Raw genomic sequence first — 25,991 nt, 5'->3', positions numbered from 1 at the left:
TTCTACGGTTGATGCGGGTCAGGAACCGCAGGCCTTGCCATGGTCAGGATGGTTGCCCTTGGCCTTGGCGTCGGCTTCGCTCATGTACTCGCCGTGCTTGGTCTTGCCGTACCACTTGTCGCCCTGGCAGTGGTAGACCTTGCTGCTGGCGTTGACCCAGACCATGCCGGGGCCACCGCCCGGCGCCGCGGCGGCCGCCGGCTTGGCTGCCGCCATCGCCTTCTTCGGCGCAGCCGCCGGAGCCGCCGCTGCTGCAGCGGCTGCCGCAGGCGCGGCGGCGGCAGGCGCAGCCGCTGCCGCGGCAGCTGCCGCCTTCGGCGACTTCGCCGATGCCGCGGCCGACGCGCTGTCGGCGGCGTACCACTCCTTCACGCCCTTGTGGCCCTTGCAGGAGCCGCGCTTGGTGGCGTTGCTGGTGTAGCTGCCGTCCTTGCACTGGCCGGTGGAACCGGTGGGCGCGGCGGACTGCTGTGCCTGCGCAGCCGGAATGGCCAGCAGACAGCCGAACGCCAAGGCGAACACGATGGACGCTTTCATCTTCAGACTCCCTCCCTACACGATGTTGGTTGTCGCGACGACCGGCGCCCATTCGCTGCAAAGCCCCGTACCGCCGCACCATACGCCCGGTCCGCGTCCGCCTCGGGCGGAGCCGGACCATGCGCCATGGCAGCCCAAGCGCCGATATCCCCTGCGCTTGCGGCGCGACTATGCCGCAAAACGGTGTGAGTGCAATGCGACGGTGCGCGCGCCGTTCATGTGCGGGCCACGTCCGTTACAACCGCAAGGCGGGGGGCTTACTGCGCCACCGCTTCGGCCACCGGAAAGTAGATGTCGGTGTGCAAGGCCACCGCGGGCGGGCGTGGCACAGGCTCCGGCCAGCACCACGCCCACCACCGGTCAGGGCGCCGCGGCAGCCGCCGGCTTCAGTGCCGAATGCGGCCGCGCCACGGTGTACATCTGCCAGCTGATGTCCTTCAGCAGGCCTTGGCGATCCTTGCCGATGCCGTACAGATCGAAGTGCGTGCGGTCCGGGATGAAGCGGATGTCGGACTTTGCGTGCAAGCCGTCCAGCAGCGCCTTGAGCTTGTGCGCGGCCCCGTCGAGGTAGAAGGTGTCGGCGGTGCCCACGTACAGATGGATCTTGCCGTCGAGGTCGGGCTTCAGCTCAGGCCAGTGCTGTGCGAGGCGGTGGGCGATGTCGTAATGGTCGTGCCAGTACGCCATCACGGCGGGGTCAACGTCGCCGGTGTCGCGGTCGAACATCGGCTGCGGGCGACCATCCTTGCCCTTGGGCGAGAATACCCACTCGAACGAGCCCATCTGGCCGCCGTAGGCGCCGAGCACGCGCTCCAGCCGTGCGAACTGCTCGAAGGTCGCCAGCACCTTGCCGTGGTCGCGCACAAGCGGGTACGGCGTGCCGTCCGACTTGCGGTAGACATTGGCGTGCGGTGCGTACAGGTCCACGCCGGTGAAGTCGTGGAAATCGCTGGGATCAGGCGAGGTGGACCAGGTGCCGCCGAAGACCTTCGGGTAGCGCGTCTGCAGCCACAGCGTGGCCCAGCCGCCCGAGGAATGGCCTTGCAGGAAGCGGCCGCTGGGCTTCGCGTCCATGCGGTAGGTCTTCTCCAACTGCGGGATCAGCTCGGTAGTGAGCGCTACGCCCCACGGCCCGTTGTTCACCGAGTCGGCGAACTCGTGCGTGCCGGTGGGGCTGGATTCGTCGAGGAACACCCAGATCATCGGCGGCATCTGCTTCTCCGCCGTGGCGCCGTAGACCATCGCGGCGGTGCCGGACAGGCTGTTCGCGTCGCCGCCGTAGCCGTGCGTGAAGTACACCGTGGGATAGGTCGCAGCGGCCTTGGGGTCGTAGCCCGGCGGCAGCATCACCCAGCCGCGCATGTGGATGGGCCGGCCCCAGAACGTGCTCAGCACGGGGCTAACGAAGTCGAGGGACTGCGTATGCTGGCGCGCCTCGTCCATGTGCTTGAGCGAGGCCTCGCTCATGTAGCGCTTCGGGATATCCCATGCCTTGCGCTCCGGCAGCGTATCCGTGAGCGTCAGGTCAGGCGTGGCGGCCATCGGCAGATGCAGCTTCACCACCTTGCTTGCCAGGTCGCCGCCGTCGCGGCCGTGGTAGTTGTAGTCGTGGTGCACGTCCAGCACGGCCTGCACGTAGTAGTCGCCCGGCGCCAACTGCGACCAGCCCTGCGGGAATGCAGTGTGGTCGGCGTCAATGTCGATCGTCTGCCCCGGCGCCAGCCGGCCCACCTCGCGTGCCGCTACCGCGGTCTGGGTGGGAAAGAACGGACTGGTGTCCACCTCCTCTACCTTGCCGGCGCCGCCTTGTTCCTTCGCCGCGGCCTCGGCATCCTTCGCACCGATCGCGAACAACAGCAGGCGGCCGGACACCGGCTCCGTCTGCGTGCTGCCCAGTTGCACGTGGAAGAAGCGATGCGCCGGTACGGCCGGCGCGGTGTCGCGCGCGAACGTAGTGGCGGAAAACAGCAGGCCGCAGCCGAGCAGCGTGGCAACGACGGGACGACTTGAACGCATGGTGATCCCCTTGGGTTGGCTGTTTATCTCCCCTCCCGCGCTTGCGGGAGAGGGTCAAGCTGTCAATCCGACTCCGCGCCAGCTTTCACCGGCACCGGTCGCAGGTCCTGGAAGTCAAAGCTGAAATCGGTCATCGGCGAGATCGGCTGCATGCGCATCTCGCGCACGTGGCCGTCGTCGTCCAGCGCAAAGTTGACGAAGGCGTCGGCATTCAGCGAGCGATCGTCCCAGCGCACGATGAAGGTGTCGTGCTGCCACGGCGTCATCGTGCCGACCAGCTGCCTGGTCTTGCTGAAACGCAGGCGCAGCTTGCCGCCCTCGTCGCTGACGAGGATGTCGCCATACCACGGATCGCGGTAGGCGCCGGCGTAGCCGGAAAGCGGCAGCGAAGGCTTGGCGTTCTTGTTGCGCGTGGCCTCGTGCTTGGCCCAGCTGTCGTCGGCCTTGGCCTCGCCTTTCTTCACCGCCTTGTCGTACACCGCCACCCAGTCGGTCTTGTGCTCGGCATTCAAGTAGGCGTCGAGCACGCGGTAGGTCACCGCGTTGAACGCGGCGCCGGATTCCTGGTTGGTGAGCACCACCACGCCGAGGTGCTGTTGCGGCACCAGGGTGAGGCGCGAGACGAAACCCGGCCAGCCACCGGTGTGCCACACCAGCTTGCTGCCCATGTAGTCGCTGAGGAACCAGCCCTCGCCGTAGCCGGAGAACTGCGGCACCAGCGGCGCCAGTTCGGGAATCGGCGGCTTGCCGACCGGGATCGGCGTCAGCATCGACCACATCTCGCGATGGCTCTTCTCGGTGAACAGCTGCTTGCCGTCCGGCAGCTGGCCACCGGCGAGCTGCACGTTCATCCACTTGGCGAGATCGCTGACGCTGGCGTAGATGCCGCCCGCGCCGGGGTCGTTGAGCCAGGCCATCGGCGGCACCGGCTTCACGTCCTTGAAGTTGTACGGCGCGTGGCCGGTGGCCGCGTCCATGCCGGGCTTGAGGTAGGTCATGTCCACCAGCGATTCGTCCATGCCTACCGGCTGGAAGATGTGCTGGCGGATGAAATCCGCATAGCGCTGGCCGGAGACCTTCTCGATCACCAGGGTCGCCACCGCGAACAAGATGTTGTCGTAGGCGTAGTGGCCGCGGAAGCTGTTCTTGATCGGCACGTCGGCGAGGCGCTTCACCACGTCCTCGGTGGTGTAGCTGGTCGGCGGCCAGTACAGCAGGTCGCCCGCGCCGAGGCTGAGGCCACTGCGGTGCGCCAGCAGGTCGCGGATGCGCATCTCGTGCGTCACATAGGGGTCCGACATGCGGAACCCCGGCAGGTAGTCGATCACCCGGCCATCCATGTCCAGCTTGCCCTGGTCGGCCAGCATCTGCAATGCCGCGGCGGTGAACGCCTTGGTGTTGGAGGCGATCGCGAACAGTGTGTCTGCATCCACCTTCGTCGGCTGGCCGAGCTCGCGCACGCCGAAGCCCTTGGCCATCACCACCTTGCCGTCCTTGACGATGGCCACCGCGATGCCGGGCACCTTGAAGGTCTTCAAGGTGTCGGCCATGTAGGCATCGAAATCCTGCAGCTGGGCCGGCAAGGCCGGTTGCGCGGCCGCCGCCGCGGTGGCCGTCGATGCAGCCGGCGCCGGTGCGGTCTGGGCGGCCGATGCGGTGGCGAAGGCGAACAGCGCGCCGCACACGGCCAGGCGCAGGGAAAGAGGGTGTCGGTACATCGCGGGCTCCGCAGGCATGAACCGCGCCACTATCGCGGCAAAACCGCGACGGGACCAGCGCTGGAAGTCACGGCCGCCATCCGGCAAGCTTCGGCGTTCCCCGAACGCCTCCGGAGCCTCGATGGATGCCCTTCCCCTCTGGATCAGCCAGCATGCCCTGGCGTTGTGGGCCGCGGTGCTGATCCTGGCCTTGCTCACCGGCGATGCCGTCTGGCGCCACGCGCGCCGCCGCCGGTTGGCCGCGACCGGCAAGGGGGGCTATCTCGCGCTGCGCCCAGGTACGGCCGCCATCCTGCTGGCACTGCTCGCTGCACTGTTCGGCGTGCTGTTCTGGGCCGTGTGGACGCAAACCGCCCTGCTACGTTTCGACACCGCGCTGGCGCAGGGCCTGCACGATCAGCTTGCGCCGGGGCCGCTGCAGTTCACCGCCCTGGTCACCCAGTTGGGCGATCCCCGGCTGATCGTGCTGGCCGCCAGTGCGTTCGCCCTGGTGCTGGCACTGCGCCGCCGCTGGCGGCTGTTCGTGCCGTGGTGCATCGCGCTGCTCGGCACCGCGGCCAGCGACCAGGCCATCAAGCGCTTCGTGCACCGGCCGCGGCCGCTAGGCGGCCACGGCTTCATCGCCGAAGCCGGCTTCAGTTTCCCCAGCGGCCATGCCGCCGGCGCGATGGCGTTCTTCGGCCTGCTTGCCTACCTGCTGCTGCACCGGTCGTCGCCACGTCGCCATCGCGATGCGGTCGCCGCCGCGGTGGCGCTGGTGACCATCATCGGCTGCAGCCGCGTGATCCTTCAGGTGCACTACCTCAGCGACGTGCTGGCCGGCTATGCGCTGGGCGCGTGCTGGCTGGTGATTGGCATCACGCTGGCTGAGCAGCTGCGTCAGGCCCGGTAGTTGTCCTGCTCGCGGTAGCGCCGCGCATACAGGCCGAAGGCCAGCGCGGCGGCCAGTGCGAAGGCAGCGAAGAAGAACATCTGGAACGCCGCCAGGCCCAGGCCGGTGCCGGCGATCGCGCCGGTCACCGCCTCGTTGCGCACTGCCGCGTTGGCCAGCAGCACCCACAGGTTGCCCACGGTGGTGGTGAGATTCCAGAAGCTCATCACCACGCCCTTCATCGAGGCCGGCGCCTGGCTGTAGGCAAACTCCAGGCCGGTGGCCGAGACCAGCACCTCGCCCATGGTGAGCAGCGCGTAAGGCAACACCTGCCACAGGATCGACAACGGCGCCCCGCCGTCCATCAGCACCTGCAACGTGCCCACCACGATCCATGCGAGGCCGCTGAATGCGATGCCCGCGGTCATCCTGCGCAGTGCGGTGGGCTCCCAGCCGCGACGACGCAGGATCGGATACAGCACCAGGTTGTTGAACGGGATCAGCAGCATCACCAGCAGCGGGTTCAGTGCCTGCATCTGCGCCGACTGGAACCACGCAGGCATCGCCATGGCGTTGCCCTGCAGCACCCAGGTCGATGCCTTCTGGTCGAACAGCGAGAAGAACGGCGTGGTGAGCGCGAAGATCACCAGCACGCGCAGCACGTTGCGCGCGCCGTCCACCGCCGCGTCGGGATGCGCGCCGCGCGCCCGCTCCAGCTGCAGCCAGGCGCCGCCGCCCACGCCACCGATCAGCGCCACCAGGGCGAGGCAGGCGACGATCACGAAGCCGAGCGCAGGCAGCAGCGCGAACGCGGCGCCGGCCGCCACGACGCCGGCGCCGGCGATCCACAACCCCGGCCGCGCCCGTCCCGGCGCTCGCGTGAACAGAGCCGTGCGGATCACCCGCGAGAACGCATGCGGATCGGGCGGCGCCGGCGGCAGCAGCACGTATTGCTTGCGCCCCGACCAGAACACCACGGTGGCCACGAACATCAGCGCGCCGGGAATGCCGAACGCCACCGCCGCGCCGAACTGGCGCAGGAAGATCGGCATCAGCAGCGAGGCGAAGAACGAGCCGAAATTGATGACCCAGTAGAACGCGTCGAACACCAGCTTCGCCAGATGCTTGTTCGAGCGGTCGAACTGGTCGCCCACGAACGAAGCCACCAGCGGTTTGATGCCGCCAGCGCCCAACGCGATCAGGCCTAGGCCGAAGAAGAAGCCGCCGCGATGGTGCTCGAAGATCGCCAGGCACGCGTGGCCCAGGCAATAGACCAGGCTCATCCACAGCACGGTCGGGTACTTGCCGAAGAAGCGGTCGGCCAGCCAGCCGCCCAGCAGCGGAAAGAAGTACACGCCGATCACGAAGCTGTGGAACACGTCCTTCGCCACACCGGGACGCTCGGCCTCGGGCAGGTACAGCAGCAGGCTGCTGATCAGGAACGGCGTGAGGATGTTGCGCATCCCATAGAACGAGAAACGCTCGCAACCCTCGTTGCCGATGATGTAGGGAATCTGCCGCGGCAGCCGCGCACGATCGCTGGCGATGTTCAAGCTTCGACTCCTGGCGGGACGGCGGCGCGCCAGTGCGCCGCGGACGAGCGTCTGAGTTTGCGTAATTTCTTGCGATCAGGGAAGCCGGGGGCGCGCCGGCGCGATGCTAGACTCGCCCCTCACTCGCTACCGATCGCCCGCATGCGTTACTGGAAACCGCTGCTCGTGCTCGTGGTCGTCGTGCTCGCGCTGCTGTGGAACCGGCAGGCGCAGACACCGGTCCCGGCCGCGCAGCCGAACGCACCCGCCGCTTCGGCGAGCCGCGACAACGGCGCCACGCTGCCGAGTTTCCTGCCGCCCGAAGCACACGACACGCTGGCGCTGATCGCCCGCGGCGGCCCGTTCCCACACAGCCAGGATGGCGTGGTGTTCGGCAACTACGAAGGCCTGCTGCCGAAGCAGCCGCGCGGCTACTACCACGAGTACACGGTGGAAACACCCGGCGCGAGCACCCGCGGCACGCGGCGCATCATCACCGGCGGGACACCGCCGGAGGTGTACTACTACACCGACGACCACTACCGCAGCTTCCGCCGCTTCACGTTGCCATGAACAGGCTTTTGGACCCTGATCTCACCCGGCCCAGCCAGAACGGCGTGTACTTCGTAGGCGATGCCGACCTGGTGCGGCTGGCGGCAAACGCTGTGCGCGAGGAACTGGCCGTGCGCCGCACCGATCTGGCCGGCTGCCACGGCAAGGCCGAGCTGCTGCAATGCCTCGCCAGCTCGCTGACCTTGCCCGCCGACTTCGGCGACAACTGGGACGCGCTGGCCGATAGCCTGCGCGACCTCGGCTGGCTGCCGGCCTGGGGCCACGTATTGCTGTTCGACCACGCCAGCGCGTTGCAACACGGCGCCAGTGGGGATTTCGACGTGCTGCTAGGCATTCTCGACGATGCCGCCACCTTCGCGCAGGATGCGGACCGACCGTTCTTCGCCTTCTTCGCCCTGCCCGACTTCGCACCGGACGACGGTCGCCTCCGCACCACACTTCCACCAGGAATCGCATGACCACCCACGCCTTCGAACTGCACGGCGACCACGTCGAACTGAACCTGCTGCTGAAGCTGGTGGGCCTGTGCGACAGCGGCGGCGCCGGCAAGCACCTGGTAGCCAGCGGCGCGGTGCGCGTGGACGGTACCGTCGAACTGCGCAAGACCTGCAAGATCAGGGCGGGCCAGACCGTGCGCATCGGCGGCGAGGAAATCCGCGTGCTGGCCGACCCGCACCCGCTCACCGCACGTTGAGTTCCCGCCAGCGCCGGTACACCGCGATCGCGCCTTCGTCCTTCTGCTGCACCATCGGTAGGCGGCGCTCGCCGACGTCGAACACGCACGGACCGTGATCGACCAGGCCTTGGTGCTACGCGGCGAGGACATCGTCGCGATCGGTCTGGACGGCATGCTGGCGAAGACCCGGGCACAGGTGGCGGCCTGGAACGCGGAAGCCGCGAAGTAACCGGCTGCCCCGCACGCCGCGCCCCGGCAGACAAGCTGCCGGGGAACGCCCGCACTAGCCAGGCAAGGCCGCCAGTTTGCGTTCCAGCTCCGCATTGTCAGGCACGCGCAGCAGAAACTCCTCGTGCAGTACCCGGCGGATCTCCGCCGTGTCGCGCAGGCTGCGCCGCTCCGGCTCGGCGCCCACGCGACGCACGGTGAACTCGCGGTCGCGCAGCGTCAGCCGGCGATCGCAGGTGGTGCGCGCCACGACCAGTTGCTGCACGAAAATCGAGGCCGGCCAGGTGGAGACGTAGTGGTTCGCAACCACATAGTCGACGATTTCGCGCGGTGCGAGGTCGAAGCGATACAGCGTCAGCCAGTCACCGCGCACACAGGCCTGCATGCGCCATTCGCCCTCGTGCTCCAGCAGCCGGAACGGTTCCAGCGCGGTAGCTTGCGCGACGCCGGGCTGCAGGCGCAGCGCACCGGCCAGCGTCATGCTGCCGAAGCCCACGTCGGCCAGACAGCGCTCGCCCGACGCCTCGACGTCGAGCAGCATGTGCGTCTGCGCGGTGACCGCATCCTCCGGCTGGTTCCACAGCACCCGTGCGATCAGGCCGCGCACCGTGAAACCGACGGCGCGCAGCACGGCGGCGAACAGCAGGTTCTGCTCGAAGCAGTAGCCGCCGCGCCCCTCGTGCAGCAGCTTGCGTTCGAGCGCATCCAGCTCAAGCCGCACCGGCACGCCGCACAACGGATCGAGGTTCTCGAACGGGATCGCCGCTGCGTGCGCGGTCGCCAGCGCGTGCAGCGTCGGCAGGTCGGGCGCGAGCGTGCCGCGATAGCCGATGCGTCGCAGGTAGGCGTCAAGGTCGATCGCGTCGGGCATACGGGGAACTCCGGGGGGGGCGCCACGGTAGCATCGGGCGCGGCGCGCAGGTAACGGTTCGGGCATGACCGGCGAATAGTGATCGAAGCATCATCGCGAGGTCAGCCATGTCCACCCGTCGCCATCCTCTTCGCACACTGAGTGCCGCGCTCGCCTTGAGTCTGCTTGGCGCCTGCGCGCTGCCGCCCGCGGCCGAAGCTGCCGCGAAGTTGCCCGCGCCACTGCTGGACGCGCCCCGCACCGCCACGCACGGCGAACAGGTCGCGGTGTTCGCCGGCGGCTGCTTCTGGGGCGTGCAAGACGTGTTCGAACACGTCAGGGGCGTGCGCAAGACCTGGGCGGGCTACAGCGGCGGCAGCGCCGCCACCGCGCACTACGACCAGGTCAGCGAAGGCGACACCGGCCATGCCGAGTCGGTAAAGGTGCTGTTCGATCCGGCCCAGGTCAGCTACGGCCAGCTGTTGCAGGTGTTCTTCTCGGTCGCGGCCGATCCCACCCAGTTCGACCGGCAAGGGCCGGACAGCGGCACGCAATACCGTTCGGCGATCTTCTACGCCAGCCCCGAACAGCAGCGCATTGCCGGCGCCTACCTGGCTCAGCTGGGCAAGGCAGGCATCTACACCGCGCCCATCGTCACCCAGCTGGTGCCGCTGCAGGCCTTCTACCCGGCGGAGGACTGGCACCAGGACTACGCCAGCCGCCATCCGGGCGACCTCTATATCGCGATCAACGACGCCCCCAAGGTCACCCACCTCAGGCAGCTGTTCCCCGTGCTGTATCTGCCCTAGCCCCGGGCCACTTCATTGCTGCTTGGGCGGCACCAGGCTCAGACGCGCAGGCAGCGGACGCGGATTCAGCAGGCGCTCGAGCGCCGCCGCCGGCAGCGGGTACGAATACAGATAGCCCTGCCCTTCGTCGCAGCCAGCCTTCAGCAGAAACTGGTGCTGCGCCTCGTGCTCGATGCCCTCGGCGATGGTGCTGAGCCCCAGGCTGCGCGCCATCGCCAGCATCGCCTCGACGATCGCCACGTCGTTCGCGCCCTGCGGCAGGCCGGTGACGAACGAACGGTCGATCTTCAACCAGGTCACGGCAGGCAGCTTCAGGTAGGCCATCGAGGAATAGCCGGTACCGAAGTCGTCGATCGCCACCTCGATGCCCAGCCCGTGCAAGGCACGCATGGTGCGCTCGGTATCGTCGCCCAACTGCAGCATGGCGCCCTCGGTGATCTCCAGCACCAGGCGTTGCGGGGAAACCTGGAATTCGCGCAGCGCCCGCCCCAGCCCCTCGACAAAGGCGGGATGGCTCAGCCAGCGCGCCGACACGTTCACCGCCACACGGATCGACGGCATGCCGACGCGGTCCCAGTCGCGGATCTGCGCGCAGACGGTGCGCAGCACCCATTCGTCGATGCGGCGGATCAGGCCCAGGCTTTCCGCCACCGGGATGAACTCCATCGGCGGCAGCTCGCCGCGCTCCGGGTGTTCCCAGCGCAACAGCGCCTCCACCGCCACCACGCGACCGCTGCTCAATTCCATGCTGGGCTGGAAACGCAGCCGGAATTCGTCGTTGACGAGCGCGCGACGCAGTTCGGAAACCAGTTGCAGGCGCTGGCGCGCGTCGGCTTGCATGATCGGCGTGTAGAAACGGAAGGTGTTGCGCTCGTTGCTCTTTGCCGCGTACATCGCGGCGTCGGCGTTGGCGATCAGCGAAGTCGCGTCGCCACCGTCCAGCGGGTAGCCGGCGATGCCGATGCTGGCGCTCAGCACGATCTCGCAATCGTCCACGACGATCGGTTCGGACAGGCTGGCAAGCAGGTGTTCGGCCGCGACGCTGGCGTCCTCGCGCAGTTCGAGCCGGTCCAGCAGCACGGTGAACTCGTCGCCGCCGATGCGGCCGGCCACGTCGTGCCCGGAAATCTGCCGCCCGATCCGCTCGGCGACCTTCTGCAGGACGCGGTCGCCAAGCGCGTGGCTGTAGCTGTCGTTGACGATCTTGAACGCGTCCAGGTCGATGAACAGCACCGCCACCGCGGTGCGCGCACGCGAAGCCGCGGCGATCGCCGCCTCGCACTGCCGCTGGAACGCGACCCGGTTGGCCAGCCCGGTCAGCGGATCGTGCGTGGCCATGTACTCCAGCCGCTGCTGCTGCATCTTGGCGGCGTGGATGTTGCTGAACACCGCCACGTAATGCAGCACGCGGTGCTGCGCGTCGCGGATCGCGCTGATGCTCAGCTGCTCGGGATAGACGCTGCCGTCCCGGCGCCGGCTCTGCACCTCGCCGGTCCAGTGGCGGCCGCCGGCGAGGCTTATCCAGATGGACTCCGGCAGTGGACCGCCGTCCGGCATACGGCGCGTCTCGTCGAACCGCTTGCCTGTCAAAGCCTGGGCGCCGAAGCCGGTGAGTTCGGTATGCGCCGCGTTGACCGACACCACCCGACGGTCGGCATCCGCGATGATCACCCCCTCGGCGATACCGGCCAGCGCCTCGGCAGCCACCCGCCGCTCGCGCTCCAGCGCCACGCGCTCCGAAACGTCGCGGATGATCGCCTGCCGCACCTTGCGATTGCCCCAGGTGGCGAGGCTGCCCTCCATTTCCACCGGCCGATGGTCGCCGTCGCTGGCCATCAGCACGCCGGTGGCACCCCGTTTGGCATGCGGCTGCGACTCGCTGGCAAAGATATCGTCGAAGCGCCGCCCCGCCAGCGATCCGTTCGCGGCACCGATCCAGGTCTCCGCCGTGTGGTTCGCCTCTAGGATGAGTCCGCAGCTCTCGTCGATCATCACGATCGCGTCGGTGGCGCTGTCGAACAACAGGCGGTAGCGTTCCTCGCTGTTGCGTATGCCCTGCAGGATGCGGCGCGCCATGCGCAGCCACAGCAGCGAGGCGACGATGGCGGCGACGAGCACGGTCAGGAACAGCACCGTGCCAATCCAGGCCGCGCCATCCGCGATCTGGGCCGAAAAGGTGTTGCTGCGCGGCTCGACGTAGCGATTGGATTCCGCGATCCGCTCGCGCGCGGCGGTCACCATCGCCGGCGTGACGCTGCCGCCGGCGTAAGCCCGCTGCAATTCGTCGGCGATGCGGTCTACCCCGTCGATGGTGCTGTCGGTCGAATACCAGGCCGCGATGGCCTTGTTCATGTAAGGCGCCGACGAAAAGTAGTGCAGCATGAAAATCATGCCGTCGATCGCCTCGGGTATCACGTGCGCCCGGCGGAATGCCTGCTTGACGGCGTCATGGTCGAAATGGCCGCTGGCGATGGCATCGCGGGCCCAGCGGTCCGAGGCGAGCACCGCCATGTTCTTCCGATAGTCCGCCAGCGCGTCCGCGCGCCCGCTCTGGGCATAGATCTGGAGATCGATCACAGCCTGCTTCTGTGCTTTCGACCAAACACTCTCGCCGTTGAGGAAACCGGCGAGAGTGACCTGGATCTGCAAAGCACCCCAAGTCAAAGCGAGGATCAGGCCGACCACAAACGCCAGCGCAATCGCCAGCGGGAGCAGGTGCTGCGACAATGATCTTCGCTGATTGGAAGTCATGTTCTGCATCATGCGGATTCTAAAGCAACAAGCGCGCCAGAATGCCTCAGCGCGCCCACTCGATTGCCCCCTGAATCAAGCCGCGGCCTCCACCCGCGTGTTCGCCTTGACCAATGTGTCTTGCCTCTCGATGCAGTGATCCAGGGTGATGCGCATGCTCGTGTAGCTGCGGCGCACACATTCACCCAAATGCTGGACCAGATCCACCCCCGGGGTCATGCCCGCCAGGGTGCAGACGATCTCCAGCGCCTCCCAGGGGTGAGTATCGTCATAGGCGGCGTGAAGCTGAAGCCAACGCAGGCTCTTGGCCCGCCCGGCCGCCGGCAGACTCTCCGCATAGGCCACGCTTTCGTAGATCCGCTGGGACCACTCGCCCGTGGCCCCCTCCACGGCGTAATTGGTGGCCGCAATGCCGGCCGCCAGGTCGCCGCTGCGGCTGACCTCCTCGCACCACGAGGCCAGCGCCTGGCTGCCCATCGGCGGCCGCCCCATCGTCACCTCCTCCTCACTCACGCCGGACCCCTCGGCCCAGTTCAGCCAGTACTCGGCGTGGTTCTGCTCGACCCGGATGTTCCTCACCAACCAGCGCCGGGCCAGGTTGTCGCCCTGGCTACGGCCAAAACGGGTCTTCAGCAGGTTGAGCGCCATGTAGGCCGGGAAGCGTTCGATCACCGGCCACACGCCGACCATGAAGTTGCGCGTGGATGCCTGGTCGAGGCTGGCCTCGCTCATCTGCGCCCACAGCTCGTGGCAGAGCACGCTCTGCTTCGCCTGCTCGCAATCGGCCACCATGTCCTGCGCCCACTGCGGGTAGCTGCTCAGTTCGGTCAGCGCACCGGTACGTTCAAAACGGGTATGCATGTGATTCTCCTTCGTCTGTCGTGATGCCCGGCAAGGTGGTGCCGCTCGACGGCCGACTCGGGAGCCGGGCGCCCGCAAACCGGCCGCTGTCCACCGCGTGCATGCGGTGGAAGCCCTCAAAGTTGAACGCCGATTGTCACGCGGCCAAAGCGGTGCCGCACGGCCCGCAGGCGGCACGCCGGCACGAACCGTGGCGCGGTCGGCGCCGCACGCACGGCATAGGTCAACGCACTCCCGGCCACGGCAGCGGCAGCGGCGACGGCGGAGTCGGCGAGTTCCGATGGCGACACTCGGCACAAACCGGTTTAACCGCCATACGGAAAGCCGCAAACCCTTGCAGCGCAAGGCCTGCCGCCGGAACCGGCGCATCCGGGTGGCGTCTGGCGCTGAACCAATCTGCAATTCGCCAACGACAGACCGTCGCCGATACGGGGGCTGTTGCGTTATTCATGCGCACACAGCAACCGGGAGGTCGCCATGCAGACCCGCATCATCACGAACAGCCTTTCCCCGCGCCGCCAGTGGCTGCTGCGGAGCGCAGCCGCCCTGCTCGCCGCGGCAGTGATCGCCGCCATTCCCGGTCGCGCGCATGCCGGCGTGTTCGTTTCGGTGAACATCGCGCCGCCGGCGCTGCCGGTCTACGTGCAGCCGATGATTCCGGGACCGGGTTACATCTGGACGCCCGGCTACTGGGCCTGGGGCCCTGATGGCTACTACTGGGTGCCGGGCGCCTGGGTGCTGGCGCCGTTCGTCGGCGCCCTGTGGACCCCGGGCTACTGGGGCTGGAGTGGCGGCGTCTACATCTTCCATGGCGGCTACTGGGGACGGCACGTCGGCTTCTACGGTGGCATCAACTACGGCTACGGCTACGGCGGCCACGGCTATGACGGCGGCTACTGGCGCGGCAACGGCTTCTACTACAACCGCACGGTGAACCACGTCACCAACAACATCACCAACGTCTACAACAAGACGGTGATCAACAACACCGTGGTCAACCGCACCAGCTACAACGGTGGCCCGCACGGCATCGCCGCTCGCGCCACCGCGCAGCAGCAGGCCTGGGCCCGCGAGCCGCACACCGCGCCGGTGGCGGCGCAGCTGCAGCAACGCAACGCAGCCGCCCGCGGCGCGCCGTCGGCAGCGGCCGCGCGCGAGACGCGCTATACGCCGGCATCTGCCCCGCAGCGCGGCGCCCTACGTTCGGCCGGCTACGCGCCCCATGCCAACACGGCCATGCAGCCGGCCGGCGCAGGCCGCTACACCCCGTCAGCAGCCGGCCGCTATGAAGGCGGCGCGCCGAACCGTCCGCAGAGTTACCAGGCGCACAGCTACCAGCCGCAGAGTTACCAGCCGCACAACTACCAGCCGCAGAGTAACCAGCCGCGCAGCTACCAGCCGCAGACCTATCGCCCGGCGCCGAATTACGCGCAGCCTGCGTACCGCCAGGCCAACGCGCGTCCGGCCCAGTACCAGCACGCCGCCGCGCCACGCGGCGAGGGCGGTGGCGGTGGCGGGCGCCAGGGGGGGCACGACGACAAGCACCACTGATTCGCTACCGCGCAGCACGGAACGACCAGGCCCGCCACAAGGCGGGCCTGGTCGTTTGTGCAGGCCATGCGCTGGCTTGCCCGATCGTGCCTGCCACCGCAAGATGCCCCGTCGACCTGCCAAATAGCGGCCACGCGCCGCGCGGCGCCATGTTCCGGGGAATCCGCATGCCTGCACGCCAACCGACTTCCACCCTGCGCCGCACCCGTTCGTGGCTGGCCCTGCTCGCCCTGGGGTTCGCCGTCGCGGCGCCGGCGCAGACGGCTGGACAGGCGCGCCTGCAACGCGAAGCACAGGCGGTGACGATCACCCGCGACGACTGGGGCATCGCCCACGTACACGGCAAGACCGACGCCGATGCCGTATTCGGCATGGCCTACGCCCAAGCCGAGGACGACTTCAACCGCGTTGAAACGAACTACGTCACCGCGCTGGGCTGGACCGCACAGGCCGAAGGCGAATCCGCGATCTGGCAGGACCTGCGCCAACAGCTCTGGGTCGATCCGGCGGAACTGAAAAAGCACTACACGCAGAGCCCGGCCTGGCTGCGCCAGCTGATGGATGCCTGGGCCGACGGCCTCAACGAATATCTCGCCACGCATCCGGATGTGCACCCGAAGGTGATCGCGCACTTCGAGCCGTGGATGGCGCTGTCCTTCACCGAGGGCAGCATCGGCGGCGACATCGAGCGCGTGTCGCTGAAGGATCTCGCCGCGTTCTACGGCGACGCGCATCCCGCGCTGGCACAGGTGAATCCGCCAAGCTGGGCCGAGCCCACCGGTTCCAACGGCATCGCGATCGCGCCGAAACTCACCACCGACGGCCACGCGCTGCTCTGGATCAATCCGCATACCTCGTTCTATTTCCGCTCCGAGCTGCAGATGTCCAGCGACGAGGGGCTGGATGCCTACGGCGCGGTAACCTGGGGCCAGTTCTTCATCTATCAGGGCTTCAACCGGCACATCGGCTGGATGCACACCTCCACCGGCCTCGACGCGGTAGACGAGTTCGCCGAAACCATCGTGCACAAGGACGGCAAAACGTACTACCGCTACGGCAAGGAACTTCGCCCGGTGACCGAGCGCGACATCGCCGTGCGCTACCGCGCCGCCGATGGCACACTGAAGACGCGCAGCTTCACCGCCTACTTCACCCACCACGGCCCTGTCGTGAAGCGCGATGGCGGCAAGTGGATCGCCGAGGCGCTGATGGACAAGCCCGTCGCTGCGCTGGAGCAGAGCTGGCTGCGCACCAAGGCACACGATTACGCCAGCTACATGAAGGTGGCCGCGCTCCAGGCCAACTCATCCAACAACACCTTGTTCGCCGACGACAAGGGCGAGATCGCCTTCCTGATGCCGCAGTTCGTGCCGAAGCGCGACAACCGTTTCGACTACACCAAGCCCGTGGACGGCAGCGACCCGGCCACCGACTGGCACGGCCTCACGCCGCTGAATGAACTGCCGCAGGCAGTGAACCCGCCGAACGGTTGGGCGATGAACACCAACAACTGGCCGTACTCCGCCGCGGGCGAGTACAGCCCGAAGCAAGCCGATTTCCCGCGCTACATGGATACCGCCGGCGAGAACCCGCGCGGCATCCACGCCACCGGCATGCTCACCGGCGCCAGCGGCTTCAGCATGCCCAAGCTGATCGCCGACGCCTTCGATTCGTACCTGCCCGAGTTCGCGAAACTCATCCCCATCCTCGCGAAGGACTATGACGCCCTGCCCGCCAGCGACCCGCTCAAGGCCAAGCTGGCTGGTCCGGTCGAGTTGCTGCGCCACTGGGACTACCGCTGGGGCATCGCCTCCATGCCCACCTCGCTCGCGGTGTTCTGGGGCGACACCTTGTGGGACGAAAGCGTGCCCGGCGCGAAAGCGGCCGGCATCTCGCCTTACGACTACATCGCGCGCGACGGCGGCGCGCAGGAACGCCTGCATGCGCTGGACGAAGCCGTGGATCGCCTCACGCAAGACTTCGGCAGCTGGGGCGTGGCCTGGGGCGGGATCAACCGCTTCCAGCGCCTGGACGACGCGATCCAGCCGCACTTCAACGACGAAAAGCCCAGCATCCCGGTGCCCTTCGTCTCCTCGCGCTGGGGCTCGCTGGCCTCGTTCGGCGCGCACCGTTGGCCCGGGACGAAACGCTACTACGGCTCCAGCGGCAACAGCTTCGTGGCCGTGGTGGCATTCGGCCCGCGAGTGAGCGCACGCGCTGTCACCGCAGGCGGCGAGAGCGGCCAGCCGGACTCGAAACATTTCAGCGACGAAGCCGAACGCTACGCCAGCGGCAACCTGCGCACAGTGTATTTCTGGCCCGACCAGCTTCAGGGACACATCGAGCGCGTGTATCACCCCGGCTGACGGGTGATCGCGCGCCCCCCGGGTACGCCGATCTCTATCAGCGGCCTTTTGGCGACTCGTGGAAAACCAGCCCGTGACGCGTTTCCGTATCGTCGAAGGCGGCCCCGATCGGGGCCGCCTTCGACGATCATGCGCACACATACAAGGACCCTCCATGGTCCGCAAAGTGCCTCGACGCTTTCCAGGTATCTCTTCTTTTTAATGCTGCGGGTTCGATCCACTCCCGGCAGTCGATACCGACGGCGGCGCGGCGCCGGTCGCCGCAGGTGTCGGAGTGGTGGCCGGCATCGCCGGTGGTGGCGAGGCCGGGGCCTGTGCGGTCGCCGCATTACTGGGAGCCTCGGATGAGGGTGTCATCTCGCCGCCCTTGCCACACGCCGACAATGCCAGCGTAGCTGCAACCAACAGCCCTGCCGTGACTAAACCTTTCATATATGAGGTCTCCGTTGCGGGTTGGGTGCGAGCGCGGCGCTGCTGCAGCTCACGTTCCACTTCCACGGCGAAATCGTGATACCGCGCTCGCGTATCGACCCTACCCGGGCATTTGTCGATATTCCGGAGTCATTGCATGAAGGCATGTTTAACATCGCCGCGATGATGACGATCGCGGCCGGCGTGCCCAGCCGCCGTCGAGCTTGGTGCGGATCACGCTCGCGAGGTGTCTGCTATAAGGTGGGAGCGGGCACAACGAGTCCGGTACAAGTCGGCTCTATTTCCAATGTTCATCAACCGTCGTCACCTTGTCGGCGGGTTCGTTGCCCCTCCGGTGTATGTGTAGATCGCCGACGTCGTGCCGGTACGCGGCGTCCACCGATGCCGCTGCTGGGTCAGGGGACTCAGGGCGCATCGGCGAGCGGCAACGCCTTGCCGTCGACGATCGTGATATCGAGCGCGAGCGCATCGAGCTCTTCCACGCAACCGAGGTTGACCCGGTAACGGTCCTTGCCGTCCTCGCCAGCAACGGCACCGTACGTGTAGATGCCGCAGGTCTTGCAGAAGTAGTGGCGCACGACTTTGTCGTTCCAAAGGTATACGGCCAGGTCGCGCTCATCGGCGTGCAGCGTGAAGTCGGCGTCCGGAATGTAGGCAGGCGACAGCACCGCTCCCCGGCGGACACACAGCGAGCAGTTGCAGCGTTTGCCGGTCGTGATCTCGGGGCTGCGGAAGGAAAAGCGCACGCGTTTGCAATGACAGTGAGCGTGGTACTCCATGGTTTGACCTCCTAGGGACAACGACATCTGCTTGAGCGCCAGCATGATGGAAAGCCGATGGGACGCGCGTGCAAGCGACGAGCCAATCCCATCAATCGCCAACGGCCCCTGGCGCGAAACCCGGCTCGCCAGTTTCTGCTTGAGGTCCAAAGCTGACTCAGGAAAGAGCAAAGGCCCAATCAATCAACGCCATGCCTCGATGGTGCTGCAAAAGAGCAACCATCGAGGCAACCCGCGTCCGGCCACGTTGACCGCGACCTATCTCTAGAACTGCTTGTTCAGGCTGAACCGGAGCATCTGGTCGTGCATGTTCGCCTGTAGGAAGTAACCATAGTCCGTGGTGAGTATCAGGTTACGTGGCAGCTGCAGGTCCACGCCGAAGCCAAGCTGTGCGCGGCCCCCGCTCAACCCGTAGGGGCTGTTCGAAATGTTCCACGTCCCCAGCGCCGGTATCAGCGCATAGCCCAGGGTGGTGGTGCTCATACCTTGGAAGTTGTACCCGATCTCCAATTGCACGTGCGGTGACAACGTGCCCTTGTCGAGCGTGATGACGCTGCTGCCACGGATGCCCAGTGCCGCCACGGCGTTGCGCATGGTCTGACTACCGTAGGCCAGTGCGGCGCTGGCCGGTCCATTTTCCGAGTACCCGTTCAGATCGGCGTAGGACCATTTCAAGCTGCCGTAGGGCGCCAGCAGTAACCCGCTGTGCTGGTACACATAGCTGCCGGTAAGCGCGCCGAACCACATGTTGCCAGTACGCCTGCCGGTCAGATAGTCGCCGGTGTCGGCATCGAAGCGACGGTTGTTGAAACGCAGACCACCGCCGCCAAGCAGGCCATCGATGTAGATGTTGGATGCCGCTTGGAAGCTTCCGTACAACGCCGCGCTATAACCTTGCGCGATGCTGCGCGTGTCGTCTCGACCGATGGTGCTGTTGTCGTGGTTGTAGCCGATGCTCATGCCGAACAGTGCATCGTTGCCGATGCGTTGGTCGATACCGGCATTGATGGCGATGTTGTCGCTGTCGAAACCAGCGGCCTGCCGATAGGAGTCGAAGCTGCCGAAATTGGCCTGGCCATTGATCCACACGCCTAGACCGGTGGGACTTGGCTTAGCAGCGGCCTGGTTGTTGCCGGAGGTTGCAGCCAAGTTGCCGGCGGGTCGGCCATCGCCGAACAGGCCAGCGCCACCGAAGCCACCGGCCGCCCCGATGCCCGGTCGCTGCTCGTTGATCGCACCGTTTGCATCCGGACGAGTCGCGCCGGGGCGGCCGCCACCCAGCGATTGCCCGTCGATGCTCAGTGCCACGCTATTGCTGAACATGGGCGTGGCACCCTCATGCAACACGTCCAGGCGCTGCTGGATGTTGTTGATCTGGCTCAACGCGAACTGCTGCGCCGCCATCGCCTGTGCATTGATCAAACCCGTCACATCCGGATTCTTCGACGGATCGGGCTGGCTGCTCACGAGCACCAGCACGTGCACCGTCGTGACCTGCCCATTGGCCGCGGTCAGGAGCGTGGTGATCTGGACCAGTCCTCGGTAGCTGCTGTTGGGCGTGAAGGTCAACGACGTCGGCGGGCTGATGGTGGTGCTGCCTGCGCTACCAGGCGAGACGGCAAGCACCGCCGAAGACACGTAGTCGCCAGGAGCCGGCTGAGCCAGATTGACGTTGACAGCCGTGTTGGGCGTCGTGCTCACCGTAATGCTCTGCTCGGAGCTGCTGCCGGCTTTCGTTACAGTCACCGTGATCGTCGCCGGGACAGCGCTACCGAAGTGATTGCTGATCTGGTAGGTGAAGCTGTCCGTACCGACGAAGCCCGCGTTCGGCGTATAGACGATCTGTTCCCCGTTGATGGATGCGCTGCCGTGCGCCGGTACGCTAGCCACATTCACCCCGGTGAACGGCTGCGGGCCGCTGGCATTCGTCATGACCTGGATCGTCACCGGCGTGCTCGCCGTAGTGTTTACCGACAGCGCGGCAGCGGTCGGCACGCTCAGCGGGGTTACCGTAATGGTCACCGCCGCTGGCGCGGAGGTACCGCCAGGATTGGTGGCCGTGTAGGTGAAGCTGTCGGTGCCGCCGTAGAAGGTCGAGGACGGTGTGTAGGTCACTGTCTCGCCCGAGACCGACACCGTGCCGTGCGCGGGTTGCGCGGCGATGTTCACCGCCGTGATGTCCAGACCGTTGATCGAGCCGGTCAGGTCGATGCTTACCGCCGCGTTGTACGGCGTGCTGGCCGCCTTGGCGCTCACCGTTGGCACCGGCGGGGCGCTCACCGTCACGCTGTAGCTTTGCGTTCCGGTGAAATTGTCGCCGTCCTTGACGGTGACGCTGAACGAGAACGGGCCATTCACGGTCGGCGTGCCCGACAACAGACCGGCACTGCTCAAAACCAGACCTGCCGGCAAGCTGCCTTGCGTAACGGTATACGTATAGCTTCCGGCACCGCCGCTGGCGCTCAACTGCTGGTGATAGACCGCCGCCTGCTGAGGATTCGGCAAGGTCGGGGGCGTGATCGTCAACGTGGGCGCATTGATGCTGAGCGAGTAGCTGCGTGTTGCGGTGAACGGCGCGCCGGTGCCGGTGCTGCTGTCGGTTGCAGTTAGGGAGAACGTGTAGGCACCAGATACGGTAGGCGTTCCGGACAAGGCGCCGGTGCTGCTCAGACTGAGTCCCGCCGGCAAGCTGCCTGAAGACACCGCGTAGCGATAAGGCGCCGTGCCGCCGCTGGCAGTAAAGGTTTGCGTATACGTGCTTTCCGCGGTCGCCGTCGGCAAGGTGGGCGCGGTCGGACTCAGGCTCAGGGTCGGTGCGGCGATCGTCAGCGTGTACGCCTGACTACCGGCAAAGCGGTTGGCGTCCGTGGCGGTTACGGTGATGTTGTACACACCGGCTGCGGTGGGCGTGCCGCCCAGGGCGCCGCTGCTGCTCAAGGACAGGCCGGCCGGCAACGCACCCGAAGTGATGCTGAAGCTGTAAGGCCCAATACCGCCGCTCGCACTCAGTTGCGCTGAGTAACGGGCACCGACCGCCCCGCCTGCGAGCGTGGTGGGTGCCAGTGTGATCGCGCTGCTATTGACGGTAATACTGTAATTGGCGGTGGTTGAGAACGGTGCTCCGGTGCCGGCGGAGCTATCGGTCATGGTCACCGCAAAGCTGAAATGACCGGTTTGCGTAGGTGTACCAGAAAGCACGCCGCTGCTGGACAGGCTCAAGCCGGCCGGCAGGCTGCCGCTGCTTGCGATGAAGGTATAGGGCGAAGTGCCGCCGCTACCACGGAAGCTCTGCGAGTACGCCGTGGCATACGTGGCGGTGAACGCCGAATTGTTGATCGGCGTGATCGATAAGCTCGGCGCATTTACCTGCAAGGTGTAGTTGAAGTTATGCGTATACGGCCCGGTGCCGCCGCTGCTATCGGTGATCTGCACGGTGATCGGGAAGGAGCCGGCTTGCGTAGGCGTGCCCGACAAGGTGGCCGTGCTTGTATTCCAGCTCATGCCGGCGGGCAGGCTGCCGCTTTCCGCGTAGGTGTAAGGCGCGGTGCCGCCGCTTGCGCTGAAGCTTTGCGAATACGCTGCGCCGACCGTTGCCGCAGTGACCGATGCAGGCGACAAGGACAGGGTGGGTGCGTTGATGGTGAAGCCGCTATAGCTTCGCGTGGCGGTGTTGCCGACCCCGTCCGTCACCATCAGCGTGAAGACGTAAGACCCGCCTGCGGTCGGCGTACCAGCCAGCGTGCCATTGCTGCTGAGTGTCAAGCCCGGCGGCAAGCTGCCGGCATTGAGCGTGAACACATAGGGTGGATTGCCGTTGCTGGCGCTGATGGTCTGGCTGTAGCTGACGGCTACCGTGCCGTTCGGCAAGGTGGTGGGACCTATCACCGGTGTCGATGCAGTGACCGACAAGGTATACGCCTGGCTGCCGGTGTAAGGCCCGGTGCCGCTACTGCTGTCGGTGGTGGTGATGGTAAAGCTGGAAAGGCCGTGCCCCGTGGGCGTGCCGCTCAACACACCGGTATTCGCATTGAGTTGGAGACCGGTGGGCAGGCTGCCGCTGGTCACGGCATAGGTATAGGGCGAAGTACCGCCGCTGGCCGTGACCGTCTGGCTATAGGCACTGTTTTGCGTGGCATTTGGCAGGCTCGACGGCGACAGCGTAATCGTCGCTGAGGCGATCGTTACAGCGGTATAAGTCCGCGTGGCGGTGTTGCTTGCCGCATCGGTCACCTGCACCGTGAAGGTGTAACTGTTGCCGGCCGTGGGCGTGCCTGAAATCACGCCCGTGTTGCTGATGAGCAAACCCGGCGGAAGACTGCCAGAAGAGATCGAGAACGAATATGGTGCGTTGCCGTTGCTGGCGTTGATCGTTTGGCTATAACTCACACCCACCGTGCCGTTTGCCACGCTTGCCGTGGTAATGACCGGCGTTGCGCCAGCGACCACCAGGCTGTAAGCCTGGCTGCTGTTATATGGCCCGGTGCCACCGCTGCTGTCCGTGGCGGTGACGGTAAAGTTGAAGTTGCCGTACACCGTAGGCGTGCCGCTCAACGTGCCTGTACTCGCGTTGAGCAGGACGCCGGCGGGCAAGCTGCCGGCAGTCACCGCATAGGTAAACGGTGACGTGCCTCCGGTGGCCGTAATCGACTGGTTGTAGCCGCTGTACTGTGTCGCGCCTGGTAGGGTTGATGGCGATAGCGTGATGGTTGGCGCAGCCATCGTCACATTGGTATACGTCTGGGTGGCGGCGTTGCTCGCTGCATCCGTCACTTTCACGACAAAGGTGTACGGTCCACCCGCAGTGGGCACCCCTGAGAGGACGCCAGCCGAGCTGATGGTCAGGCCTGACGGCAGGGTGCCCGAGGAGAGCGAGAAGGCGTATGGTGGATTGCCGCCGCTGGCGGTAATGGTCTTGCTGTAATAGATCCCAACCGTACCGTTTGGCACGGAGGCGGTGGTGACCGTAGGCGCCGCCGCATTTATCGTAAGGGTGTAATTGTTGCTGCCGGTGTAAGGCCCGGTACCGGTGCTGCTGTCCGTGGCCGTGATGGTAACGGGATAACTGCCATAGACCGTCGGCGTGCCGCTCAGCACGCCACTGCTGGAAAGCGTAACGCCGGAGGGCAGGCTGCCGCTGGTCACCGCATAGGTATAGGCCGGGGTGCCGCCGCTGGCGGTGATGGTCTGGCTATAGCTGGCGCTTTGCGTGGCCGCAGGAAAGGTCGACGGCGACAAATTGATGGTGGGTGCGGCTACGGTGAAACCGGAATAAGTCTGGGTGGCAGTGTTGCTACCGGCATCCGTGGCTTTCACCGTAAACGTGAACGACCCGCCTGCCGTCGGCGTACCCGTGATCGCGCCACTGGCGGGATTGATGGTCAACCCGGCCGGCAGAGCGCCTGCGCTGATCGTATAGCTATAGGGAGAAGTACCGTTGCTGGCGCTGACCGCCTGGCTGTAGGTAATACCAACCGTGCCGCCGGGCAAGCTGCTGGGGGTAATGGTGACGCTTGGGCTGGCAACGGTGAGCGAAAGGGATTTGCTGACGGAAACGACACCGTCAGACAGTGTGACGGTGACCGTGTTGCCGCCGGCGGTCGTAGGCGTGCCCGACAAAACACCGCTGGTGCTGAGGGATAAACCCGCAGGCAAGCCCGTTGCAGAAAAGTGGTAGCTTGCCGTCGTGCCGCCAGCACCGGAGATCGTCTGGCTATACGCAGTGCCTGCCGCGGCATTGGGGAGGCTGGCCGTGGCGATGTTGAGGATGCTGATGATCTCCGTATGCTGCAGAGCATTGGCATCGACCCAGGTGTACGTATCGCTTGCGGCGCCGTCCCCATTGTTTGCGTAGGTCAGAAATTCATCGTTGTTGCCGACATTGGTGGCCGTGCCATGCGAGGTATTGACTATGTCGTTACCGGTGGTGGTGCTATCGGGGACAAAGGCAGGCCAGTTCGTGCCCAGGCCATTCACGCCAGGACACTGAAAGGTATCAAGCGTGGCCGATCCGCCGGCGGGCACTTCAAACGAGGTCGGACAACCGGCCAGGCTAGTCTGGGCCTGTGCCGTGAACGGCACACATGCAGACCCCAGCACGCCAAGTGCCAGTAGAAGCCTGCAAAGAAAGGCACCCGCGCGGGTGCCGTTGAACCGGTGCAATGAATAACCGGACTCCGACGCAAAGCCATGCGTCGAGCCCACGCCCCCTGTGGTGTTCATGCCTTCGCCCCTGTAGTCCCTGCACTGGATATTCTGATACGAAAAAGGGCGACTCAGGTACCCCCAAAATCAGGGGTCTCCGGCCGACCGGAGAGGCAAAACGGGATGTTGGCCTCAGGCCGCCGAGGCACGGCTCCAGCGCCTCGTGCGCGCTTACCCGCTAACAAAGCGGCATCTCCCCATGATTTAGGCACCATCCGGAATCCACACCGTCACCAGTGTCCGGGAAGCCGGGCTGGCTAGTTCTGGCCAGCCGCCTCCACCATCAGCCACGACCGGAAAGGGTTCATCGCCGGGGTAGCGGGCGCCGACGACGAGCGCACCAGATAGTAGGCACCATCAGCCTTGAGAGACTGAGAGCCGATGCGGACAAGCCTTCCTGAAGCCAGCGCATCTTCCACAAGGACGCTGCGGCCCAAGGCAATACCCTGCCCCGCTTCGGCAGCTTGCAGCAGGAGCGAGGAGTCGCTGTAGAGCGGACCCGAGGGTTGCAGCGGGTGGGCACTGCCGGTCTGCTCCGACCAGCGGCTCCAACTGAAGAAGTCATCGCGCAACAGCATGTCATGGGTCAGATCCGCCAGACCACGGATCTTGCGCTTCTCAAGGAAAGCGGCCGATGCAACCGGAAAAACGGTTTCATCAAACAGCTCTTCGCAAGCGAGTCCAGGCCAGTGCCCGTTGCCGTAGCGGATCGCGAAATCCACCTCGTCAGCTTCCAGATCCATCAAATCCGTTGTGGCGTGAAGCTTGAAGTCCACGCTTGGGTTGGCGCCGAGGAAGCCGGCCAGCCTGGGCATCAGCCATCGACTCACAAAGGAAGGCGGCGCACTGAGCGATAGCCGGTTAGCCGACTGGCCACGCAGCGATCGACCAGCCGAAGATAGTCTCTCGAGAAACTCGGCGACCACGTCACGCAGCAATTCGCCAGCCCTGGTAAGGGCGACGTCGCGATGGCTTCTCAGCAGCAGCCTGGTCCCGTAGAACGCCTCCAACGCCCGTATCTGGTGGCTGACGGCGCTGACGGTGAGGTGCAGCTCCTCCGCCGCCTCGGTGAAGCTCCGCAAGCGGCTGACGCTTTCAAACGTCCGCAGCGTATGCATGGGAGGCAGGACGAAAGGCATGGCTACCCTGAGTTGAAGAGCATTCAACCGTGCTTGAAGAAATATCGATTCACGTCGGCTCGCGTGCCACCAATACTTTTGCTGCCGGGCAATCCGGTCGC

The 25,991-nt window shown here is 66.1% G+C and carries 17 protein-coding genes; 7 read left to right on the top strand and 10 right to left on the bottom strand.

What is annotated here, in order from left to right; translation table 11 throughout:
• Positions 1-18: 18 nt before the first annotated feature.
• The 3 genes from ISP14_RS10660 to ISP14_RS10650 all read right to left on the bottom strand — a co-directional run bounded on the left by ISP14_RS10660 (position 19) and on the right by ISP14_RS10650 (position 4,271).
• Positions 19-537 (bottom strand): DUF3761 domain-containing protein, encoded by a 519-nt coding sequence (locus ISP14_RS10660; protein WP_404539338.1) that lies wholly within the window; start codon positions 535-537, stop codon positions 19-21.
• 360 nt (positions 538-897) lie between these two features.
• The gene (locus tag ISP14_RS10655) at positions 898-2,553 is read right to left on the bottom strand and encodes an alpha/beta hydrolase (RefSeq protein ID WP_404539335.1); all 1,656 of its coding nucleotides are present in this window, start codon (positions 2,551-2,553) and stop codon (positions 898-900) included.
• Between the two features lie 62 nt (positions 2,554-2,615).
• Positions 2,616-4,271, bottom strand: a complete 1,656-nt coding sequence (locus ISP14_RS10650) for a serine hydrolase (RefSeq protein ID WP_404539332.1) — start codon at positions 4,269-4,271, stop codon at positions 2,616-2,618.
• Positions 4,272-4,392: 121 nt separating this feature from the next.
• On the opposite strand from ISP14_RS10650, the gene ISP14_RS10645 reads away from it, so the two are divergent.
• Complete coding sequence (locus tag ISP14_RS10645; protein ID WP_404539329.1) at positions 4,393-5,163, top strand: phosphatase PAP2 family protein; 771 nt, start codon at positions 4,393-4,395, stop codon at positions 5,161-5,163.
• Here the strand turns inward: ISP14_RS10645 and ISP14_RS10640 are convergent.
• Positions 5,151-6,695: a POT-type proton-dependent oligopeptide transporter gene (locus ISP14_RS10640; protein WP_404539326.1), complete on the bottom strand. Its 1,545-nt coding sequence runs from the start codon at positions 6,693-6,695 to the stop codon at positions 5,151-5,153. The two genes, ISP14_RS10645 and ISP14_RS10640, sit on opposite strands and share 13 nt — an antisense overlap.
• Positions 6,696-6,836: 141 nt before the next feature.
• Between ISP14_RS10640 and ISP14_RS10635 the strand changes: the two genes are divergently transcribed.
• Genes ISP14_RS10635 through ISP14_RS10625 form a run of 3 tightly spaced genes read left to right on the top strand, consistent with a single transcriptional unit; the run spans position 6,837 to position 7,941 of the window.
• The gene (locus ISP14_RS10635; protein WP_404539321.1) at positions 6,837-7,247 is read left to right on the top strand and encodes a ribonuclease domain-containing protein; all 411 of its coding nucleotides are present in this window, start codon (positions 6,837-6,839) and stop codon (positions 7,245-7,247) included.
• Positions 7,244-7,705, top strand: a complete 462-nt coding sequence (locus tag ISP14_RS10630; RefSeq protein WP_404539318.1) for a barstar family protein — start codon at positions 7,244-7,246, stop codon at positions 7,703-7,705. Before ISP14_RS10635 ends, ISP14_RS10630 begins: the two co-directional genes overlap by 4 nt.
• Positions 7,702-7,941 (top strand): RNA-binding S4 domain-containing protein, encoded by a 240-nt coding sequence (locus ISP14_RS10625; RefSeq protein WP_404539316.1) that lies wholly within the window; start codon positions 7,702-7,704, stop codon positions 7,939-7,941. The genes ISP14_RS10630 and ISP14_RS10625 overlap by 4 nt, the downstream gene beginning before the upstream one ends.
• Before the next feature lie 265 nt (positions 7,942-8,206).
• Here ISP14_RS10625 and ISP14_RS10620 read toward each other — a convergent pair whose 3' ends face one another.
• Positions 8,207-9,022, bottom strand: coding sequence for an arylamine N-acetyltransferase family protein (locus tag ISP14_RS10620; protein WP_404539314.1), 816 nt, complete (start codon positions 9,020-9,022; stop codon positions 8,207-8,209).
• Positions 9,023-9,129: 107 nt separating this feature from the next.
• Here ISP14_RS10620 and msrA point away from each other — a divergent pair, with 107 nt between their 5' ends.
• Complete coding sequence (msrA, locus tag ISP14_RS10615) at positions 9,130-9,810, top strand: peptide-methionine (S)-S-oxide reductase MsrA (protein WP_404539311.1); 681 nt, start codon at positions 9,130-9,132, stop codon at positions 9,808-9,810.
• Positions 9,811-9,822: 12 nt separating this feature from the next.
• On the opposite strand, the gene ISP14_RS10610 is transcribed toward msrA, so the two are convergent.
• Both ISP14_RS10610 and ISP14_RS10605 read right to left on the bottom strand, forming a co-directional pair.
• The gene (locus tag ISP14_RS10610) at positions 9,823-12,570 is read right to left on the bottom strand and encodes a putative bifunctional diguanylate cyclase/phosphodiesterase (protein WP_404539308.1); all 2,748 of its coding nucleotides are present in this window, start codon (positions 12,568-12,570) and stop codon (positions 9,823-9,825) included.
• A 66-nt stretch (positions 12,571-12,636) separates the two neighbouring features.
• On the bottom strand, positions 12,637-13,422 hold the full coding sequence (locus tag ISP14_RS10605; RefSeq protein WP_404539304.1) for a TenA family transcriptional regulator: 786 nt from the start codon (positions 13,420-13,422) through the stop codon (positions 12,637-12,639).
• 477 nt (positions 13,423-13,899) lie between these two features.
• Between ISP14_RS10605 and ISP14_RS10600 the strand changes: the two genes are divergently transcribed.
• Both ISP14_RS10600 and ISP14_RS10595 read left to right on the top strand, forming a co-directional pair.
• Positions 13,900-14,973, top strand: coding sequence for a YXWGXW repeat-containing protein (locus ISP14_RS10600; protein WP_404539301.1), 1,074 nt, complete (start codon positions 13,900-13,902; stop codon positions 14,971-14,973).
• A 167-nt stretch (positions 14,974-15,140) separates the two neighbouring features.
• Positions 15,141-17,339, top strand: coding sequence for a penicillin acylase family protein (locus tag ISP14_RS10595; RefSeq protein ID WP_404539299.1), 2,199 nt, complete (start codon positions 15,141-15,143; stop codon positions 17,337-17,339).
• Between the two features lie 836 nt (positions 17,340-18,175).
• On the opposite strand, the gene ISP14_RS10590 is transcribed toward ISP14_RS10595, so the two are convergent.
• The 3 genes from ISP14_RS10590 to gcvA form a co-directional block, all read right to left on the bottom strand.
• Positions 18,176-18,700 carry a GFA family protein gene (locus tag ISP14_RS10590; RefSeq protein ID WP_404539296.1) on the bottom strand — a complete coding sequence of 175 codons (525 nt, stop codon included), beginning with the start codon at positions 18,698-18,700 and terminating at the stop codon, positions 18,176-18,178.
• A 114-nt stretch (positions 18,701-18,814) separates the two neighbouring features.
• Positions 18,815-24,769: a putative Ig domain-containing protein gene (locus ISP14_RS10585; protein WP_404539295.1), complete on the bottom strand. Its 5,955-nt coding sequence runs from the start codon at positions 24,767-24,769 to the stop codon at positions 18,815-18,817.
• Positions 24,770-25,008: 239 nt separating this feature from the next.
• A complete protein-coding gene (gcvA, locus tag ISP14_RS10580) occupies positions 25,009-25,890 on the bottom strand; it encodes a transcriptional regulator GcvA (protein ID WP_404539292.1) in 882 nt (293 codons plus the stop codon).
• Positions 25,891-25,991: the final 101 nt, after the last annotated feature.

Source organism: Dyella agri, assembly GCF_044904705.1.
GTDB classification, from domain to species: Bacteria; Pseudomonadota; Gammaproteobacteria; order Xanthomonadales; family Rhodanobacteraceae; genus Rhodanobacter_A; species Rhodanobacter_A agri.
The sequence above is the reverse complement of the archived record's forward strand: the minus strand, read 5'-3'. Positions and strand labels throughout refer to the sequence as shown.

Excerpts from the sequence above, each read along its gene's own strand:
- ISP14_RS10625 (WP_404539316.1), top strand. The coding sequence starts at position 7,702 with ATGACCACCCACGCCTTCGAACTGCACGGCGACCACGTCGAACTGAAC.
- ISP14_RS10605 (WP_404539304.1), bottom strand. The coding sequence starts at position 13,422 with ATGCATACCCGTTTTGAACGTACCGGTGCGCTGACCGAACTGAGCAGC.
- ISP14_RS10635 (WP_404539321.1), top strand. The coding sequence starts at position 6,837 with ATGCGTTACTGGAAACCGCTGCTCGTGCTCGTGGTCGTCGTGCTCGCG.
- ISP14_RS10600 (WP_404539301.1), top strand. The coding sequence starts at position 13,900 with ATGCAGACCCGCATCATCACGAACAGCCTTTCCCCGCGCCGCCAGTGG.
- ISP14_RS10655 (WP_404539335.1), bottom strand. The coding sequence starts at position 2,553 with ATGCGTTCAAGTCGTCCCGTCGTTGCCACGCTGCTCGGCTGCGGCCTG.
- ISP14_RS10595 (WP_404539299.1), top strand. The coding sequence starts at position 15,141 with ATGCCTGCACGCCAACCGACTTCCACCCTGCGCCGCACCCGTTCGTGG.
- ISP14_RS10645 (WP_404539329.1), top strand. The coding sequence starts at position 4,393 with ATGGATGCCCTTCCCCTCTGGATCAGCCAGCATGCCCTGGCGTTGTGG.
- ISP14_RS10660 (WP_404539338.1), bottom strand. The coding sequence starts at position 537 with ATGAAAGCGTCCATCGTGTTCGCCTTGGCGTTCGGCTGTCTGCTGGCC.
- ISP14_RS10650 (WP_404539332.1), bottom strand. The coding sequence starts at position 4,271 with ATGTACCGACACCCTCTTTCCCTGCGCCTGGCCGTGTGCGGCGCGCTG.
- ISP14_RS10620 (WP_404539314.1), bottom strand. The coding sequence starts at position 9,022 with ATGCCCGACGCGATCGACCTTGACGCCTACCTGCGACGCATCGGCTAT.
- ISP14_RS10630 (WP_404539318.1), top strand. The coding sequence starts at position 7,244 with ATGAACAGGCTTTTGGACCCTGATCTCACCCGGCCCAGCCAGAACGGC.
- ISP14_RS10610 (WP_404539308.1), bottom strand. The coding sequence starts at position 12,570 with ATGCAGAACATGACTTCCAATCAGCGAAGATCATTGTCGCAGCACCTG.
- msrA (WP_404539311.1), top strand. The coding sequence starts at position 9,130 with ATGTCCACCCGTCGCCATCCTCTTCGCACACTGAGTGCCGCGCTCGCC.
- gcvA (WP_404539292.1), bottom strand. The coding sequence starts at position 25,890 with ATGCCTTTCGTCCTGCCTCCCATGCATACGCTGCGGACGTTTGAAAGC.
- ISP14_RS10585 (WP_404539295.1), bottom strand. The coding sequence starts at position 24,769 with ATGAACACCACAGGGGGCGTGGGCTCGACGCATGGCTTTGCGTCGGAG.